This window comes from Salegentibacter sp. BDJ18, assembly GCF_017579965.1.
GTDB lineage: Bacteria > Bacteroidota > Bacteroidia > Flavobacteriales > Flavobacteriaceae > Salegentibacter.
Genome location: NZ_JAFLQX010000003.1, coordinates 411,687 through 429,300, shown reverse-complemented (window position 1 = coordinate 429,300; position 17,614 = coordinate 411,687). Strand labels below are relative to the sequence as shown.

Sequence of the window (17,614 nt, the reverse complement as noted above, 5' to 3'; positions counted from 1 at the left end):
CATATTCCCTGGGATCTTTTTTTCAGGGAATTTTTTTTAATCAAAAAAATCAATAATAATGATAAGAACAAACACTTATATTTTTTTAGCATTACTTTTAAGTTTAAACAGCTTTGCCCAAAAATCTGAAGACCTGGCAGATACCCCGCCAATGGGATGGAATACTTGGAATACCTTTGCCTGCGACATTAATGAAAACCTCATAAAAGAAACAGCCGATGCCATGGTGGCAAGCGGAATGAAAGATGCCGGGTACGAATATGTAATTATTGACGATTGCTGGCATGGAGAAAGGGATGAAAAAGGCTTTATTCAAGTGGATCCTGAACGCTTTCCCTCGGGAATGAAAGCACTAGCTGATTATGTTCACTCTAAAGGACTAAAATTAGGTATATATTCTGATGCCGGAACAGAAACCTGTGCGGGGGAACCAGGAAGTCGCGGTTACGAATACCAGGATGCCATTACTTATGCTGAATGGGGAATAGACTATTTAAAATATGACTGGTGTAATACTGAAAATATTAACCCAATTGGCGCCTATAGTACCATGAGGGATGCTTTATATTCTGCAGGAAGACCAATTCTTTTTGCGATGTGCGAGTGGGGCGATAATCAGCCCTGGGAATGGGCAGAAGATGTTGCACATACATGGAGAACAACTGGAGATATCTACAATTGCTGGGATTGTGAAGAAGATCATGGAGACTGGTCATCCTGGGGAGTCCTAAAAATTCTAGATATGCAGGAGGGACTGAGAAAATATGCCGGCCCCGGGCATTGGAATGATCCAGATATGATGGAGGTTGGTAATGGGATGACCACTAGTGAAGACCGTGCGCATTTCACTATGTGGAGCATGCTTGCAGCTCCTTTAATTGCAGGAAATGATTTGCGCGAAATGTCTCCTGAAACAGTAGATATTCTGACCAATGAAAAAATGATTGCTATCAACCAGGACTCTCTTGGAGTGCAGGCATTCAAATACAATACTGAAGATGGTCTGGAAACCTGGTTCAAGCCACTCTCCAACGGTGAATGGGCAGTAACTTTCCTGAATCGTGCTGATGAAGAAAAGAACGTTGAATTTGACTGGGAAAAACACAAAATTCAAGACCCTGATTTTGATTATGCTGTAGATTTCAACGAAACAACTTTTAAAGTTGAAGATATCTGGAGAGATAAAAATCTGAAGGATACAGACAAAAAATTAAAAGCACGAATTTCCGCACACGATGTGCTTACTTTTAGGCTTAGCCCAAAGGAATAGAATAAATATTATCAGTAAACTACTTCGTAGTAAGTTCACGAAGCATTAAGATTGGAAAATATAATTTAATTCTATCTAAAGGCAAGCCTCGGAGCACTTTATCTCGATTATCGAGTAAAAAAGAAGGGCACTTTCCCGTAAAGTATGTAAAATTAAAATAACAGGGGTTAGACTTTTTTAAAGTCTGACCCTTTTTTCATAGAACCTAAGGAACTGATTTAAGATTATACCCCAACTCCTGATAGGGTTTGACCGAATTATAGTGGCTTCCTTTAGGCACGTAACTTTTTTAATCAAAACAATAGAGGCTATTGGAAGTATTGGACTTATGGCTTATATCTTAGAGTCTAAATAACCATCGAATTCCGCTTCACACATTTTCTGTATGCCACGTTTCTGCAATTGTTTTAAAAAACCATGGCGCTCATCACCACTTTTTTGAACTACTTCAAAAATTCAACACTGAATAAATCTTCTTTATTCAAACTGTGTAACATTTAAAATTATACAAAGAATAACAGGGACGGCGCCCCCTGTTATTTTTCTATTTACACAGCTTATGAGATAGTCTAGGTAATTTATCTCATTTCCCTCAACCTATCCGCCACGTGACTTAAAGCTCTGTAATTATGGTACGTTGCTTTCCAAATATGACCTTTTTTTGCCGTTTTGGCATCTGGGGTTTTATCTATTCCCCATTCATACCAGCCTCCTTGCTCCTGGTCCATCATATATGTTTTAGTATAGCTCCACAATTCGTTAAAATATTTGCGATAATTAGTCTCGTCTTCAGGAAATTTTTCAGCCATAATCAATAAAGTGTTTAAGCCTTCTGCCTGTGCCCACCAATTCTTTTTATCATGCACAGTAGTAATTTCATCTTCGCCTTCAAAATAATAACCGCCATCATAAAAGCCACCTACTTCTTTATCCCAACCGGTTTCTAAACTATGATCAACCATTTTTTTCGCGGTTTGCAAGGTAAGGCTATCATTTTTCAGTCCTAAAGCTTCAGAAGCATCTAACATTAAAAAAGCAGTTTCCACATCGTGACCCGGAGAAATGTGATCTAAATAGTAATGCTTCTTAATTTCTTCTTTAGAGTTTTCTTTAAAGGATACTGGAGTCCAGTCCCGCTCAAAAAATAGGTTCATGTAATCATCGTCATTCACGATAGTATCCCGAATGATCAAAAGTAATTCTTCTAAACGCTCACCCACAAGATCATTAGGCCACACCCTGTACAATTCAGTAAATGCTTCCAATAAATGAATGGAACTGTTCTGATCTTTATAACCAATATCTGATGTCGAAGCCATTTCGGCAGTTCTTATAACTGGTGTACCATTCATTTCTAAATGCTGAAAATACCCTTTGAATTTCTTATCATGACTATGTTCTTCAAGCCACCTAAAGGTTTTCTTCGCTAAATCAAGTGCTTCTTCATTTCCAGAAGCGTCATAGTATGCTGCCAGACCGTAAATGGCAAAGGAATTTCCGTAGGCGGTTTTAGCTTCTCCTTTTTTAATAATAGGCTCTCCGCTTTTATTCACTAGGTTATGAAACCCGCCATTTTCTTCATCCCACATTATATCTCTCATAAACTCAAAACCATGGGCCGCATTCTTTAGATAAGAAGAATCTTCTTGATTTCGTTTTGAAGCTTTAGCGTTTGTCCAAATATGGCGCGCCTGAGTAACAACCATTTTATTATGCTCTTCACCTAGTTTAAAATCGTGCGTTACCTGACTGTAATACCCCCCGTCTTCTTTATCTATTACCAATGGATACCATTTTTTTAATAAATCTTTATCTGCAGCAGTTTCAAATTCAGCAATTAATGCCTGGTTTGAATTTTCTGTTTCTACTTCATTATTATCTTTTTTCGACTTATTTGAATTGCAGGCATACAAAAGACTAAAACAACTCACTAATAGGATAATTTTTTTCATTGTTAACTTTTAATATCGTTAAATTTCATTTTTGATAATTTAAAGATAAAAGAAAACCATTGCCTTATTCACTTTTGAAAAATTCATATAATGAATTGATAAAATAGTATAAATCCTTATTAACCTATCTCCATAGTTTTATAGCTAAATCTTATAAGAATGAAATTGAAAACATACACCTTTCTAATGTGTTGCTTTTTAACGAAAGTTTGTATTGCACAAAACCAGGGCGAAAGTTTAAGGATTAACGATGAGGAATACCTTGAAATGCGCGGATTAAATGTGATGCTTGCGCACGATTTTTATCCTGAAAGCCATCAGGGCGGGGTTGGAATTATTCAAAATGGAATTAGAGTCGCCACCAACGGAGATTTACGTCTGGAACCCACTCCCGGGCAATGGCAACCGGTACCAAAAGTTGGAGAACGGGTCGTGGACAGAGAAAAAAATATAATTAGCGTAAAAATGGCTTATCCCGATGAAGCCAAAAATAGAAAAGGATTTAATCCTATTGAATATCCCGACCTGGAGTTTTCTTATAATCTAAAAATTATTCCTCAGGGAAAATCCTTTAAGATTGTAGTCGATCTTGATGAAGCTTTGCCCCAAGAATGGATCGGCAAAGTAGGTATGAATATCGAATTCTTTCCTGGTTATCTTTTTGGAAAATCCTACTATATGGACAACGAATTTGGTCTTTTTAACCGGCAGGCAAACGGTCCGGGATCTTATGATGATGAAGGTGAATACCAAATAGCACCTATGGCCACGGGAAAAAAACTCGTTATTGCTCCTGGAACACCCAGGCAAACTTTAAAAATTGAAACCCTAAAAGAAAATAATTTAGAGTTAATAGATGGCCGTGCACAGCATAGCAATGGCTGGTTTGTGGTTAGGTCACTAGTACCTTCAGGAACCACCAAAAATGCTATTGAATGGCTTATTACTCCAAACACCCTGGAAGATTATACATACGATCCCGTAGTTCAAATTTCCCAGGTTGGTTATCACCCCGCTCAGGAAAAAATTGCCGTAATAGAAACCGATAAAAATGATACTAACCTGAAAGAGGCGAAATTGTTAAGGTTAAATAATGAAGGTGGTCTAACCGAGGTAATTTCAGAAGATCCTTCAATATGGGGTGAGTTTCTTAGATATAAATATTATCAGCTGGATTTTTCCAATATCAAAGATCCCGGAATGTATGTGATACAATATGGTGATTATATCACTGAAGCTTTTCAAATTAACGAAAATGTCTATAAGCGTGGTATATGGCAACCTACTTTAGAGTATTTCTTACCGGTGCAAATGTGCCATATGTTGGTAAATGATCGCTATAAAATCTGGCACGGGCGCTGCCATTTGGACGATGCCAGGATGGCACCGGTAGATACCAATCATTTTGACGGTTACCTGCAAGGCCATGAAACCCTTACCAATTTTGAACCTGGCGAACACGTACCGGGACTTGATGCCGGTGGTTGGCACGATGCCGGAGATTACGATCTTAGAATAGAATCCCAGGCTTCTACCATCCACGGACTTTCCCATATTTATGAGATTTTTCAGGAAGATTATGATAATACCACCATAAACCAAAAATCCAAAACCGTAGATATTTTACAACCCGATGGAAAGCCCGATTTTCTTCAGCAAATAGAACACGGCACCATACATATTGTAAATGGCTATAAATCTTTGGGCCGTTTTTATCGTGGGGTGATTGTGCCTACTTTAGATCAATATGTTTTGTTGGGAGACCCGGTAAACCACTCTGATGGAGAGATTTATAAAGAAACCAGTACTTCAAAAGAAATTCCGTTAGGCCAGGATGGCGCGCCAGATGATCGCTGGGTGTTTACCGAAGACAACCCGCATAGGGAATTACAAAGTGCAGCGGCCCTGGCTGCCACTTACAGGTCTCTAAAAGATTTTAATCCTGAACTTGCTGAAGATGCCCTGGAAATTGCTATAAAAACCTGGGAAACTACCACTTCAGATAATCCCGTCCACAAACTCAGTTTAAGTGTAGAACTTTTTAGAAGTACTGCTGAAGCGAAGTATGAATACTTTATAAAAGAAAATACTAAAATTTTTGCTGAAAATATTGCGCAAACTGGCTGGGTTCTGGCCCCAATTTTTAATAAAATTCAAGATGAAAATTTCAGAAATACTATAAAAGCTTCCGTCAAAGACTATTACCAGGAAGTAGAGAAATTAGGAGCGCAAACTCCATACGGAATGCCTTATGAACCCGATATTTGGGGTGCAGGATGGGGAATTCAGAATTTTGGGATGAAACAGTATTTCTTACATACCGCTTTTCCTGAAATCTTTCCGAAGAAATATATGCTAAACGCACTCAATTTTGTTTTAGGGACGCATCCCGGTGTAAATACGTCTTCTTTCGCATCAGGGGTTGGTTCTCGCTCCTTAACCCAGGCTTATGGAATGAACCGGGGCGATTTCTCTTTTACTCCTGGCGGAATTGGCTCGGGAACAGCATTAATTCGTCCCGATTTTCCTGAACTTTTAGAATGGCCATTCCTTTGGCAACAAACCGAATATGTTTTGGGAGGAGGTACTACAGATTACCTATTCTTAGTACTGGCGGCAGACAAGCTATTGAATAAATAAACTAAAAAATAAATTACATGAAATTCGCTGTTACGCTTATCAGTCTTATCTTTTTTAGCAATGTATTTAGCCAAAAAGCACCGGTGAACAAAAATGCCACCCAGGAAGCTAAGGAATTATTGCATTATATATATTCTTTAGACGATAATATACTATCCGGACAGCACAGCTATAATGAGGAACCTGATAAGTTTTATAATCACGTTGAAGCCATTACCGGAAAATTCCCTGCGGTTTGGGGAACTGATTTTTACTGGAACGGAGAAAACGATCCAGGAGAAAGGATTGTAGAGGCGGCTATCAAAAAACACCGGGAAGGAGCTATAATAACACTAATGTGGCATGTAGGAAGACCTCAGGATACTCCTCCATATGGCTGGGCTAATAGTGTACAAAACGAGATTAGCGATGCCGATTGGGAAGAGTTAGTAACTCCAGGCACTACACTTCACGAAAAGTGGTTGGATCAAATTGATAATGTTGCAGACCATCTAAAGAAACTTAAGGAAGCTAATGTTCCGGTTTTGTGGAGACCATACCATGAAATGAATGGTGTATGGTTTTGGTGGGGAAATAAAAGAGGTCCCGAAGGTTATCAAAAATTATGGAAACTAATGTACGAACGTTATACGAATCACCACAACCTAAATAATCTTATCTGGGTGTGGAATGCTAATGGTCCAAGGGATATACCACAAGACGAGGCTTTTGAATATCAGGAATTTTATCCTGGTCATGAATATGTTGACATCCTTGCCACTGATATTTATCACTTTGATTATGAGCAAAAAGATTATAGAGAGCTTTTAAAACTTGCAGACGGGAAGCCAATTGCTCTTGGCGAAGTGGGTCAATTACCTAAACCAAATATACTGGAAGCTCAACCGCAATGGAGTTGGTTTATGGTATGGTCAAATTGGTTACAGACCGCAAACTCAGAAGAAAAAGTAAAAGCTATTTATAATTTCGAAAAGACTATTTCAAGAGAAACAGATAAAAGGAAATAAAATCAAACAGCAATTCAAAAATTCAAATGAAAAAATGAAAAATCTATTTACCATCTTATTTATATTAATTGGGGCGCCTTCTATTCTTGCACAGGCCGAATTTACAACCTGGGGAAATATGACAGGCATCAGGGTCGACAATCAATTAATGGAATTTAATTCCAGCCTTGTTTTAATGAAATCTAATTGGGATAATGCTTGGATTACCAGAAAAGAAGGCCAAGATATAGATTTTAAAAGGAATCAGGGTATCAAAACATTCAGCTATCAAATGGATAGCATCAACTGGAAACAAACCATTAGCGATGTTGAAGAAGGAAAAGCTAATATAAAAGTTGAGTTCAGTTCTCCCGATTCTCTATATCTCAATGGGGCGTTTTTTCGAATAGAATTGCCTGAAGAGTTTGGAAAGGAAACTCAATTTGACTTTATAACTCCATCATCACTTTCAAGTAATGATCTTTCTGGAAATTTGGATGGTTTATATAATGCACCAGCCGAAGGTTTAGTGGTAAGTGTTCCTTCAAGAGAATTTGTAATTGATTTTAAACATCAAACTAAGGTTATAATCAGAAAAAATTCAGAAGGTTTTTATCAGTTAAATTTTGAGATTGCCTCGGGTGAAATTTCGCCAAAGAAAAACTACAGCAATACCTTTAGCATTAAAGCTACTGGAGAAATTGATAATTCAATTGTAGAACTAAAAGTTTTCCCTCAACAGGAAGGGAAGAAATTCGATGGAATTGGTGGTAATTTCAGGTTGCAAAACCCTGAGACAGATCCTCAGGTAATCGACTATAGCCTGAAAAATCTTAGAGTTGCCTGGTCACGAGTTGAAATGCCCTGGAGAGAATGGCATCCTGATTCAAGTAAAGATCCTATTGAAGAAGCCAGAAAAGGTAACCTTGATCCAAAGGTAGAAGCTGCTATGGAAATGGCGCAACGCCTGGCTAAAAAAGGAATCCCAGTAATTCTCGCTGCCTGGTTTGCTCCCCGTTGGGCAATAATCGGAGAACCTTCAAGCGGATTAGATATGAATGGAAATCGGGGTAATTTGCTCAACCTTCAAAAAAAGGAGAAAATTTATAATTCTCTTACTTCCTATATTAAATATCTTAAGCAAGAATATGGTGTAGAGACGGTTATGTTCTCTTTTAATGAAGCCGATTTAGGCATTGATGTTCGCCAAACAGAGGAAGATCACAATGAAATGATTAAAGAATTGGGAGCCTATTTTCGGGAAAATGGACTGAAAACTGAATTTTTACTGGGAGACACTGCTGATGCCAATGGCTGGGATTTTACAACCAAGGCTTCTACCGATCCTCAAAGCCGACCTTATATTGGTGGGGTTTCATTTCATTCCTGGCGTGGATGGACGGATGAGAACCTTCTAAGATGGTATGATATTTCAAACCGTGTAGATAAGCCACTCTTTATTGGGGAAGGGAGCATAGATGCTGGAGCATGGCGTTATCCTCAAATTTTGGAAGAACCTACCTATGCTTTAGATGAAATTGATGTCTATTTAAAGATATTAAACAAAGCCCAACCTTTAACAATACTACAATGGCAGCTTACCGCCGATTATTCACCGATGTCGGGCGGTGGTATTTTCGGGAATACTGAAGAAGAATTACATCCAACTCAAAGATTTTTTAATCTTCAGCAATTAGGTAATACGCCAAAAGGCCTTTACGCACTTCCCATCACCACTAGCAATGATGCTATAACTGCTGCTGCATACGGTGATAAAGAAAAAGGCATTTATGCTATTCACCTGGTAAATAAAGGTGCTACCCGAAAAGTAACAATAACAGGTTTACCTAAAGAAGTGAGCAAAATGAAGGTGTTCCTTACTAACAAAGAAAAATCAAACGAATTAATGGAAACATTATCGGTGCGAAATGGTTCGATTACATTGCAATTACAGGGAGCAGGATTTACAAGTTTGGTAACTGAGTAATTATATCTAAAAGTTTAAAGATTTCACATACCTATGAGCAGACTACTTCCTTTTCTTCTTTACTTCCATTTTGCGATAGTCCTTTGCAACGCACAGGGCTTTAAAAATCCCATTATTGAGGGGTTTCATCCAGATCCCAGTGTTTGTAAAGTCGGGGATGATTTTTATTTGGTAAATAGTAGTTTCGCCTATTTTCCAGGGGTACCAATTTTTCATAGTAAAGATTTAGTAAACTGGGAGCAAATAGGTCATTGTTTAACAAGGGAATCACAGCTTAATTTACAAAATGCAGGGATCTCAGAAGGTATATATGCTCCAACCATCCGTTACCATAAGGGTGTCTTCTATATGGTCTCTACAAATGTTTCCCATAAAGGTAATTTTTTAGTTTATACTGAAGACCCAAAAGGTGAATGGTCAGAACCAATATGGCTAGAACAAAAGGGAATAGACCCATCCCTCTTTTTCGAGGGGGGAAAATGCTATCTTACCGTAAATCCAGATAATCAAATATACCTCTCTGAAATAGATCCTAAAACAGGTGAGCAACTTTCAGAACCTATACCAATTTGGAGTGGTACCGGAGGAAGATATCCTGAAGCCCCTCATATCTATAAAAAGGACGATTGGTATTTCCTTTTATTATCGGAAGGAGGTACAGAATATGGACATACAGTAACCATAGCCCGCAGCAGAAATATTGAAGGACCATATGAACCTAATCCTAAAAATCCAATTTTAACCCATATCGGTGTAGAAACCCAAACAAGTCCAATTCAGGGGACCGGACACGGCGATTTTGTTCAGGCAGAGGACGGAAGTTGGTGGGTAGTTTTTCTGGGCTTCAGACCTCAATCAGGGAACCACCATATGCTAGGTAGGGAAACTTTTTTAGCTCCGGTATCTTGGAATAATGACAACTGGCCGGTAATTAATAAAAGTGGAACAGTTAGCCTTGATATGAACGTTCCAACTTTAGCATTACAACCATTTGAAGATTCAAAGGAGCCAGCAAATTTCACTAAAAAAGAACTCGGGCATAAATGGAATTACATTAGAAACCCTATTATGAATAATTATAGTATCAACGATGAGGAAGGATCTATAAACCTAAAAGTATCTCCCGTTTCTTTAAACGATAAGGGTTCACCAACTTTAATTGCACGACGCCAGGAACACATTAATTTCACTTCTATTGTAAAGTTGAATTTATTAGATGCAAGGAAAAAAGATGAAGCAGGAATAACAGTTTTTATGGATCATAAATCACACTACGACCTTTTTCTTAGACAAAAAAATAATTCTAAACAACAGCTAGTGCTACGCTATATTTTGGGAGAATTAAATCATGAAAAAGTTATAACTGAGCTTTCTAACGAAGAAGTTATTTACCTAAATGTTGGAGGTAGCAATGATTATTATGATTTTTCATATTCTCTTGATGGAAAAGAATATAATTTTATTGATAAAATGGATGTAAGATACTTAAGCTCTGAAACTGCAGGGGGATTTACAGGTATAATGCTAGGGATGTTTGCAGTCTCTGATGAGCATAAATCTAAAGGATTTGGGAAATTTTATGAATTTGATTATTCTTCTTCCGAAGAGTAAATCAAAAAAATACTGAATATGACCTATTGTCTCTATAATTAGACTAATTCTCCATTTTGATTCTACAATTTTTATAATCATAAGAATAAATCAGTAATTATTACTGATTTCTCAAGTTAAATATAACTTTTCCCAATGCTTCCGAAAAGTAATAAAGCCGAACACGGCTATGAAACCTGGCAAAAAAACCAGTTCTACTCTCCCCTCTTTTCTATCTTTAAACAATGGGTAAGAACGAGGTTGAAATGCAATGTATTTATTCATTTTCTATTCTTAGCATCAGTACCTTCTATGGTCAACCATAAATGGACCCCGTAGCTATTTGGTTCTAATTATTAATTTAAGACTAGTACCTTACGGTTAACGTCACTTTATGATCATATGCATAAAAAAGGCTCCAGTTTAGCTGGAGCCTTTACCCTGAATTTAACTTAATGGTTTAATTAATATCCTGGGTTTTGAGATAAATTTGGATTTATGTCAATTTGTTGTTGCGGAATGGGCATTAAATCTTTTCCCTCTGGAATGGCAATATCAAAACGATCTTGAATATACTCAATATGGTCACCAGAGCGTCTTAGAACCCACCAGAGTGAAAATTCACCGGCTAATTCGTGCCTATACTCTTCAAGTATTGAATTCATAAGTTCACCCTGGGGTGGTTGTTCCAATCCAGCTCGGTTTCGAACTCTCATTAAATATTCCATAGATTTTGAATCGTTGCCTATTTTATGGTAAGACTCAGCAAGGCTTAAAAGCACTTCCCCGTATCTCAAAAATATTAAGTTTTGACCTCCAAAAATATTAGGTCCTGACCAACCGTCTACAATAGGATTTCTCCATAATTTGACTGCATAATACCCTTCTCTCCCCGGAAGGCCGTCAATACCCGTCCAAGGATCTTCTTCTGTACCTAAGGTATTGATACCTCCAAAATTTTGCTGTATATTTTCATACATAGCAATATCTATAATGGGATCTGGATGTTCCTCCCCAGGTCCAATGAGAGTAGCAGGCCTTCTTTCGTCCCCATCTTCAAAGGAATTGTATAAAGCTTCAGTTGGAACTGCGTATCCCCCACCATTTCCAATTTCATTAGGCATCGTAAAAGATTGAATAAACGTTTTATTATCGTCACGTCCCCAACCTAGATCACCAGATTCGTCATATAGCTGAACTTCAAAAATTGATTCGTTATTATTTTGATTATCATTTGCATGAATAGCAAGAAAGTCGTCCTCAAGCGTATAATGTCCTTCTAACATTTCGAAGGCTTCAATTGCATTCTGATATTCTCCAAGCCACATATATGCACTCCCCATATAGGCATAAGCCGCTCCCTTAGTAATCCGACCAGTTTCTGATTCAGGATATTCCCAGGGCAAATATTCTGCTGCCATCTCCATATCCTCAATCACCTGACGAAAAACTTCTTCCTGTGTATTTCGAGGAGCTTCAGGGTTTTCTATCCGTTCAGCTGTTTGGGTTACAATTGGTACACCTCCAAAATTAGACGCCATAATAGAATATAGCACACCTCTTAAAGCTCTTGATTCTGAAATTAATCTATTACCATATTCAGCATCAATATCTCCTTCCTCAACCATTAAATTTATATTGTAAATAGCATTATTTGCTCTACCAATACCAATATAATTCTGAGTCCACATATTATTAAATGGCACAAAGGTTACAGGAATTTGAAAGGTTTGGAAAAATGCATCAGAGCCTATATTCTTAAAATCCTGAGTTAAGAAATTAGCCGGATAAAATACCGCCTTTGTTAAATATTCTACCGGCCCACCTTGAAAGGTATCATAAACACTTGTGACGACCGCTGATGCGGTTTCGGGATCATTAAATACTATTTCATCAGTTACTCCGTCATATTGCTGATCAATTAAATAATCATCAGAACAACCTAACATTGTTAGAAAAAGACAAATACTGGTTATTTTTAGCTTTTTTAAATTCATACTTTTAATTTTAGAATTGTAAATTAACACCTACTGTGAAAGTCTGAGGAGATGGATATGCGCCAAAATCTACTCCTCTTGATTGAACCCCTCCGTTACCATCAATATCAGTCACACTACCTATTTCAGGATCCATCCCGCTATAGCCGGTTAACGTGAGTAAATTCTGCCCACTAACGTATATCTTAGCATTTGTGAGACCTATGTTTTCTATGACATCAGGCGATAGGTTATAGGCGAGTTGGATGTTTCTTAGTCTTAAAAAAGAACCATCTTCGACAAAATGATCAGAAACCCGGTTATTCTGGTTCACATCCTCTACCACCGCTCTAGCGTAAGTATTAGATGGGTTTTCCGGGGTCCACCTATTTTCATAATACTCCTGACTTACGTTGGTGTAAGCACTGTTTATACCATAACCTCCGGCAGTTTCTTGCTCCACTCTGGTAAAGTTTAAAATGTCATTTCCATAAGAACCATAAAGGGCTATTCCAAGTTCGAAATTTTTATAAGAGCCATTGAAATTTACACCTCCATAAAAATCTGGAAAAGGGCTCCCGATAACTTCGCGGTCTGCCGCCGTTATTTCTCCATCATTATTTAAATCTACAAAACGCCTATCTCCGGGAGCGATAGGATTTGCCCCGGTGGATTCTTGATAAGTACCATCTGGTGCTTCAGCGTTTAATTCATCAATTTCTGCTTGTGTTTGAAAAATTCCGTTTGCCCTATATCCATAAAAGGTACCTACATTACCACCGACATAAGAGCGGGTGAAACCTAACCAATTGTCCACAAAATTTGGAACAAAGTTGGTCTCAAAAATCAAAAAATCTTGGTTTCTTGTTAGTGCTGTAATTTCATTTTCAATTTTTGTGAAATTCGCAGATAGATCAAATTGAAAATCTCCTTGATTCTTGCGATATCCTACGAGTAATTCAAGACCTCTATTTTCAACATTTCCGGCGTTTACAGTTCTTGAAGTAAATCCTGTTTGCGGTGGTGTTGTTTCCCTTAGCAAAAAGTCCTCTGCAGACTTATGAAAATAATCCACAGTAAAATAAAGCTGTCTATTAAATAATTCAGCATCAATACCTACATTCGTTTGAACTTGAGATTCCCAACCTAAATTAGGATTTCCCAAAGAGGCAGGAGCCAACCCGGAAACGGGTTGTCCACCAAAAACATATCCATTATTATCATTGGTGGGACCACCGGTATAAGAAGTAAAGAACTGGAAAGGCTCAATCCCTTGGCTATTTCCTGTTTCACCCCAACTTCCTCTTAATTTTAATAAGTCAAAAGTAGAGTTCTCCATAAATGCTTCTTCATCTATATTCCATCCAGCCGCTAAAGAGGGAAATGTTCCATATAAATTATTTTCTGAAAATTTATTTCCTACCCCATCCCTACGCAAGGTTGCCGTAAGGGTGTATCTATCTTTAAAAGTATAGTTGACTCTGCCGAAGGTACTTGCAAAAGTAGCCGTTCCCCAAGTACCAGATCTATTAGTTACTTCTTCGGCAGCAGCAAGATCTCGAATATCATCACTTAAAAACCCTCTTGATTCTACATAAACATTCTTAAACTTATTCTTTTGTGCAGAAACTCCAAGCAAGACTTCCACTCTATGGTCTTCAAATGTCTTTTTGTATTCTAATAAACCTTCAGCGAGATATTCATTAAAGGTGCTTTGGTTTATAGTATAGGTTGCTGAAGGATTATTATCAGCATTAGAATTACCACGATTATATCTTGGGAGGAAAGACCATCCAGCATAATTCTGAGATTGAAAACCAAATTTACCCGTGGCCTTGAATCCATCAAGGAAGGTATATTCCAAAGCAAGATTACCTAAAAGATTATTGGCACCATTATCATTGTCGTTTTGCAAGGCACTAGCCAAAACATTATTTGTGGTTGAAAGTAAACCAGTATCAGGAAAAGCGCCATAATTACCATTCCCGTCATAAGGTTGGTTAGTACCTGTTCGGTCATCAAGATACGGAACGTTTGTAAACAGCTTTGTAAATCCATAATAACCCTGAGATAAATTCTGATAACTCTCAGAATAAGCATATTTCATATCTGCTCTGGCGGTTAAATTATCCAGAATATCATAATCAGCATTTAACCCAATATTGTAGCGTTTATAAGAGGAGGTTAAAATAACGCCTTCTTCATCCACCATTCCGACACTCAGAGCAGCTCTAGCTTTTTCACCTCCACCCCGAATACTAATATTATGACCTTGCCTAAAACCTGTATCAAAAGCATAATCCTGCCAATTAATATTACGCAAGTCTCCCGGATTTCTCCATTCATCCAAAACTTGCTTATCTTGATTTTCGGCAATTTCGAGTGCAAATTCGGTAAATTGATTAACGTCTAACATACCAATTTGCTCCGGCTCCAGCTGAAACCCGGCCCAGGAATCGATACTAACCGTAACTCTATCCCTAAGACCTTTTTTGGTTTCAATAATAACAACCCCGGCATTTGCCCTAACTCCATATATTGCGGCAGCCGAAGCATCCTTTAATATCGACATGGACTTTATATCATTAGGATTTAAGAATGAAATATCCTGGGTAGGGAAACCATCCACAACATATAATGGATCGTTATTTCCAAAAGAACCTACACCTCTAATATTTACCGAGAGCCCAGCTCCTGGCCCTCCTGAATTTTGAGTTATTTGAACACCTGCAGCTTTACCTTGAAGTGCCTGACTAACAGAGGTAGCAGGAAACTTTTCAATATCTTCACTTGATACGGAACCCACAGCTCCTGTTAAATCTCTTTGGGTGGAACTCCCGTAAGCTACTAATACAACTTCTTCCAAGCCATTGGCATCATTTTCAAGAACAACATTAATGGTAGTTTGCTCATTTACTTCAACTACTTTTTCCTGCATTCCAACATAAGAAAAAACCAATTTATCATTAGAATTGACATTATCAATACTATAGTTGCCATCAAAATCTGTAGTTACCCCCGTAGTGGTTCCTTGAATCAAAATTGATACACTTGGCAATGGCATACCATTATTATCGGTGACCGTACCAGTAATAGTTTTAGTTTGAGCCATTACAATCTGTGTACACAACATCAATAATAACCCAAGAAGACCCTTGAATTTACTCATAATTTCACTTTTTATCTTATTATTTCTAAAATCAAAGCCAAAATTAGAGCACTTAATATGCTTTAGTTAATATTATTTTATCAATTTCTAATCAAATAATTTAAGAATTGATAATTTTTATCAAACAGAAAAGAAATATTGAAACAAAACCTGATAATGTTATGGACGGTCTGCAATACAATTCCATATATCATACAACCTTGATATGTTCAACGGGTTCGAATTACAAACACTTATTTATCATTTCAAGACATAATTTTATTACTCGAGTTTTCTTCTATTAAAATCTAGAATGATGGATGCTTTAAATTGGAAATGAAAAGATTTTATAAAACCGTTTGTAAAATGTAGTGAAATCGTATTACCAATATTGGAATAAATATCATGTCTTCTTCTCAAAATCTGCAGAAATTCTCCAAATTTCAATTTTTTTCATAGAAATTAACAGTTTAAGAAATTTCTATGAGATATGTCATTTGACCACAAATGATAGCTCTTACCGTTAGGTTTAAAATTAACCTATATGAAATTGCACTATTCGCAATCAAAATAAATTTTTTATATTTTTTATTCAATTATTGTCAGTTTTAATTAATTTTAAGTAGCTATTTGTCACTGATATAAATAATTTTTTAAAAAACAGGAAAATGGATCGGCAAGGTTCTTATATCAGAGTGGGAACTCAATATTACAAACTGGTAAAAACACCTAGTATTTCCGGCCAGGTTAATGAATCCCTTGTTTCCTGGAATATTGAAACCATTAGGCAGGATCACGGAAAAACTTATCTCGCCGGGATCCCTAAATACGATGGATTTACCTGTATCCCTGATCATATCAACTTTAAATATTCCCACTTTAATTTCTATAACACCTATGCCCCACTTAGTCATAAGCTACTTGATGGAGAATGTCCGATATCACTGGAATTTGTCCGGCATATCTTTGGCGATCACTATGAACTGGGCCTGGATTACCTGCAGCTCCTATTTATTAAGCCAACGCAGATCCTACCTATTCTGTGCCTGGTCTCCAGGGACCGCTCTACAGGAAAAAGTACTTTTTTGAAATGGTTGAAGAAAATATTCGAAAACAACCTTACCTATCTTACCAATGATAATTTTACCAGCCAGTTTAATTCTGATTGGGCAAATAAACTCCTGATATGTATCGATGAAGTCCTATTCAATAAAGAGGAGCTCACCGAACGGATCAAATATTTGAGTACCACCAATATTAATAAGCTAGAAGCTAAAGGGAAAGATAAACGGGAAGTAGAATTTTTTGGAAAGTTTGTGCTATGCAGTAACAATGAAGAGAATTTTATCAAGATAGACCATCACGAAACCCGGTTCTGGGTGCTAAAAGTTCCTGGGATCAAAAAAGAACAGACTTCATATTTAGAAATACTTACTGAAGAAATTCCGGCCTTCCTTTATTATCTGAAGCATCGAAAACTTCATTCTACTCATCAAACCAGGATGTGGTTTAGTGCCAGTCAAATTGAAACCCCGGCTTTGCGCAAACTGGTCCAGCATAATAAAAACCGGATCGAAAAAGAACTGGCCAATATTCTAATGATGGTGATGGAAAACCACGACCTGGAAACAATTGACTTTTGTCCGATGGATATTCTAAATGCGATCAGTAAAACCAGGCTTCGCACCGATCTTACCCAAATCCGGAAAATCCTAAAAAAGGACTGGAAACTCTCAAGCCAGCCTAATTCGAATAAATACCAAAGGTTTATCATCTGGGGAGATGGCAGCACTAACCTTACAGGTGCCAAGGGACGCTATTTTACTGTAAATAAAATGTTTCTGGTCGAAAATTTTCCAGAGCAATCAACATAGCCAAAAGCGAATTTCAGCGAAAAACGATGAATTGATGAGAAAATGATGACAGGCAATAGCTAGTGTTTGCTGGGGGTTCGGACTGCTGTCATCGTTTCATCAAAATCGAAGCTGCTTTTGAAAGAAAAAGGTTTTTAATACTTCTATTTTTTGATGATTGATGACAGAATACTATTAGCTCAGTGATAGCA

At 37.4% G+C, this 17,614-nt stretch carries 9 protein-coding genes; 6 read left to right on the top strand and 3 right to left on the bottom strand.

The features are described from left to right. The first annotated feature begins 58 nt into the window (after window positions 1-58). Window positions 59-1,270 (top strand): glycoside hydrolase family 27 protein, encoded by a 1,212-nt coding sequence (locus tag J0871_RS04370; RefSeq protein WP_208223726.1) that lies wholly within the window; start codon window positions 59-61, stop codon window positions 1,268-1,270. Window positions 1,271-1,848: 578 nt separating this feature from the next. On the opposite strand, the gene J0871_RS04365 is transcribed toward J0871_RS04370, so the two are convergent. Then, on the bottom strand, window positions 1,849-3,222 hold the full coding sequence (locus tag J0871_RS04365; RefSeq protein WP_208223724.1) for an AGE family epimerase/isomerase: 1,374 nt from the start codon (window positions 3,220-3,222) through the stop codon (window positions 1,849-1,851). A 159-nt stretch (window positions 3,223-3,381) separates the two neighbouring features. Here J0871_RS04365 and J0871_RS04360 point away from each other — a divergent pair, with 159 nt between their 5' ends. The 4 genes from J0871_RS04360 to J0871_RS04345 are packed head-to-tail and all read left to right on the top strand — an operon-like array spanning window position 3,382 to window position 10,446. Continuing rightward, entirely contained in the window at window positions 3,382-5,862 is a 2,481-nt protein-coding gene (locus J0871_RS04360; protein WP_208223722.1) for a glycoside hydrolase family 9 protein, read from the top strand. 17 nt (window positions 5,863-5,879) lie between these two features. Further along, complete coding sequence (locus tag J0871_RS04355) at window positions 5,880-6,869, top strand: glycosyl hydrolase (protein ID WP_208223720.1); 990 nt, start codon at window positions 5,880-5,882, stop codon at window positions 6,867-6,869. A gap of 34 nt (window positions 6,870-6,903) precedes the next feature. Then, window positions 6,904-8,835: a hypothetical protein gene (locus tag J0871_RS04350; protein WP_208223719.1), complete on the top strand. Its 1,932-nt coding sequence runs from the start codon at window positions 6,904-6,906 to the stop codon at window positions 8,833-8,835. A gap of 33 nt (window positions 8,836-8,868) precedes the next feature. Beyond that, window positions 8,869-10,446, top strand: a complete 1,578-nt coding sequence (locus J0871_RS04345) for a glycoside hydrolase family 43 protein (protein WP_208223717.1) — start codon at window positions 8,869-8,871, stop codon at window positions 10,444-10,446. Between the two features lie 443 nt (window positions 10,447-10,889). Here the strand turns inward: J0871_RS04345 and J0871_RS04340 are convergent, their stop codons facing one another. Both J0871_RS04340 and J0871_RS04335 read right to left on the bottom strand, forming a co-directional pair. Beyond that, a complete protein-coding gene (locus tag J0871_RS04340; protein WP_208223715.1) occupies window positions 10,890-12,422 on the bottom strand; it encodes a RagB/SusD family nutrient uptake outer membrane protein in 1,533 nt (510 codons plus the stop codon). A gap of 10 nt (window positions 12,423-12,432) precedes the next feature. Continuing rightward, a complete protein-coding gene (locus J0871_RS04335) occupies window positions 12,433-15,570 on the bottom strand; it encodes a TonB-dependent receptor (RefSeq protein ID WP_208223713.1) in 3,138 nt (1,045 codons plus the stop codon). Between the two features lie 647 nt (window positions 15,571-16,217). Here J0871_RS04335 and J0871_RS04330 point away from each other — a divergent pair. After that, entirely contained in the window at window positions 16,218-17,423 is a 1,206-nt protein-coding gene (locus tag J0871_RS04330; protein WP_208223711.1) for a primase-helicase family protein, read from the top strand. Window positions 17,424-17,614 lie beyond the last annotated feature (191 nt).

Coding starts and splice junctions, on each gene's coding strand:
- J0871_RS04340 (WP_208223715.1), bottom strand. CDS start 12,422: ATGAATTTAAAAAAGCTAAAAATAACCAGTATTTGTCTTTTTCTAACA.
- J0871_RS04350 (WP_208223719.1), top strand. CDS start 6,904: ATGAAAAATCTATTTACCATCTTATTTATATTAATTGGGGCGCCTTCT.
- J0871_RS04335 (WP_208223713.1), bottom strand. CDS start 15,570: ATGAGTAAATTCAAGGGTCTTCTTGGGTTATTATTGATGTTGTGTACA.
- J0871_RS04365 (WP_208223724.1), bottom strand. CDS start 3,222: ATGAAAAAAATTATCCTATTAGTGAGTTGTTTTAGTCTTTTGTATGCC.
- J0871_RS04345 (WP_208223717.1), top strand. CDS start 8,869: ATGAGCAGACTACTTCCTTTTCTTCTTTACTTCCATTTTGCGATAGTC.
- J0871_RS04370 (WP_208223726.1), top strand. CDS start 59: ATGATAAGAACAAACACTTATATTTTTTTAGCATTACTTTTAAGTTTA.
- J0871_RS04360 (WP_208223722.1), top strand. CDS start 3,382: ATGAAATTGAAAACATACACCTTTCTAATGTGTTGCTTTTTAACGAAA.
- J0871_RS04355 (WP_208223720.1), top strand. CDS start 5,880: ATGAAATTCGCTGTTACGCTTATCAGTCTTATCTTTTTTAGCAATGTA.
- J0871_RS04330 (WP_208223711.1), top strand. CDS start 16,218: ATGGATCGGCAAGGTTCTTATATCAGAGTGGGAACTCAATATTACAAA.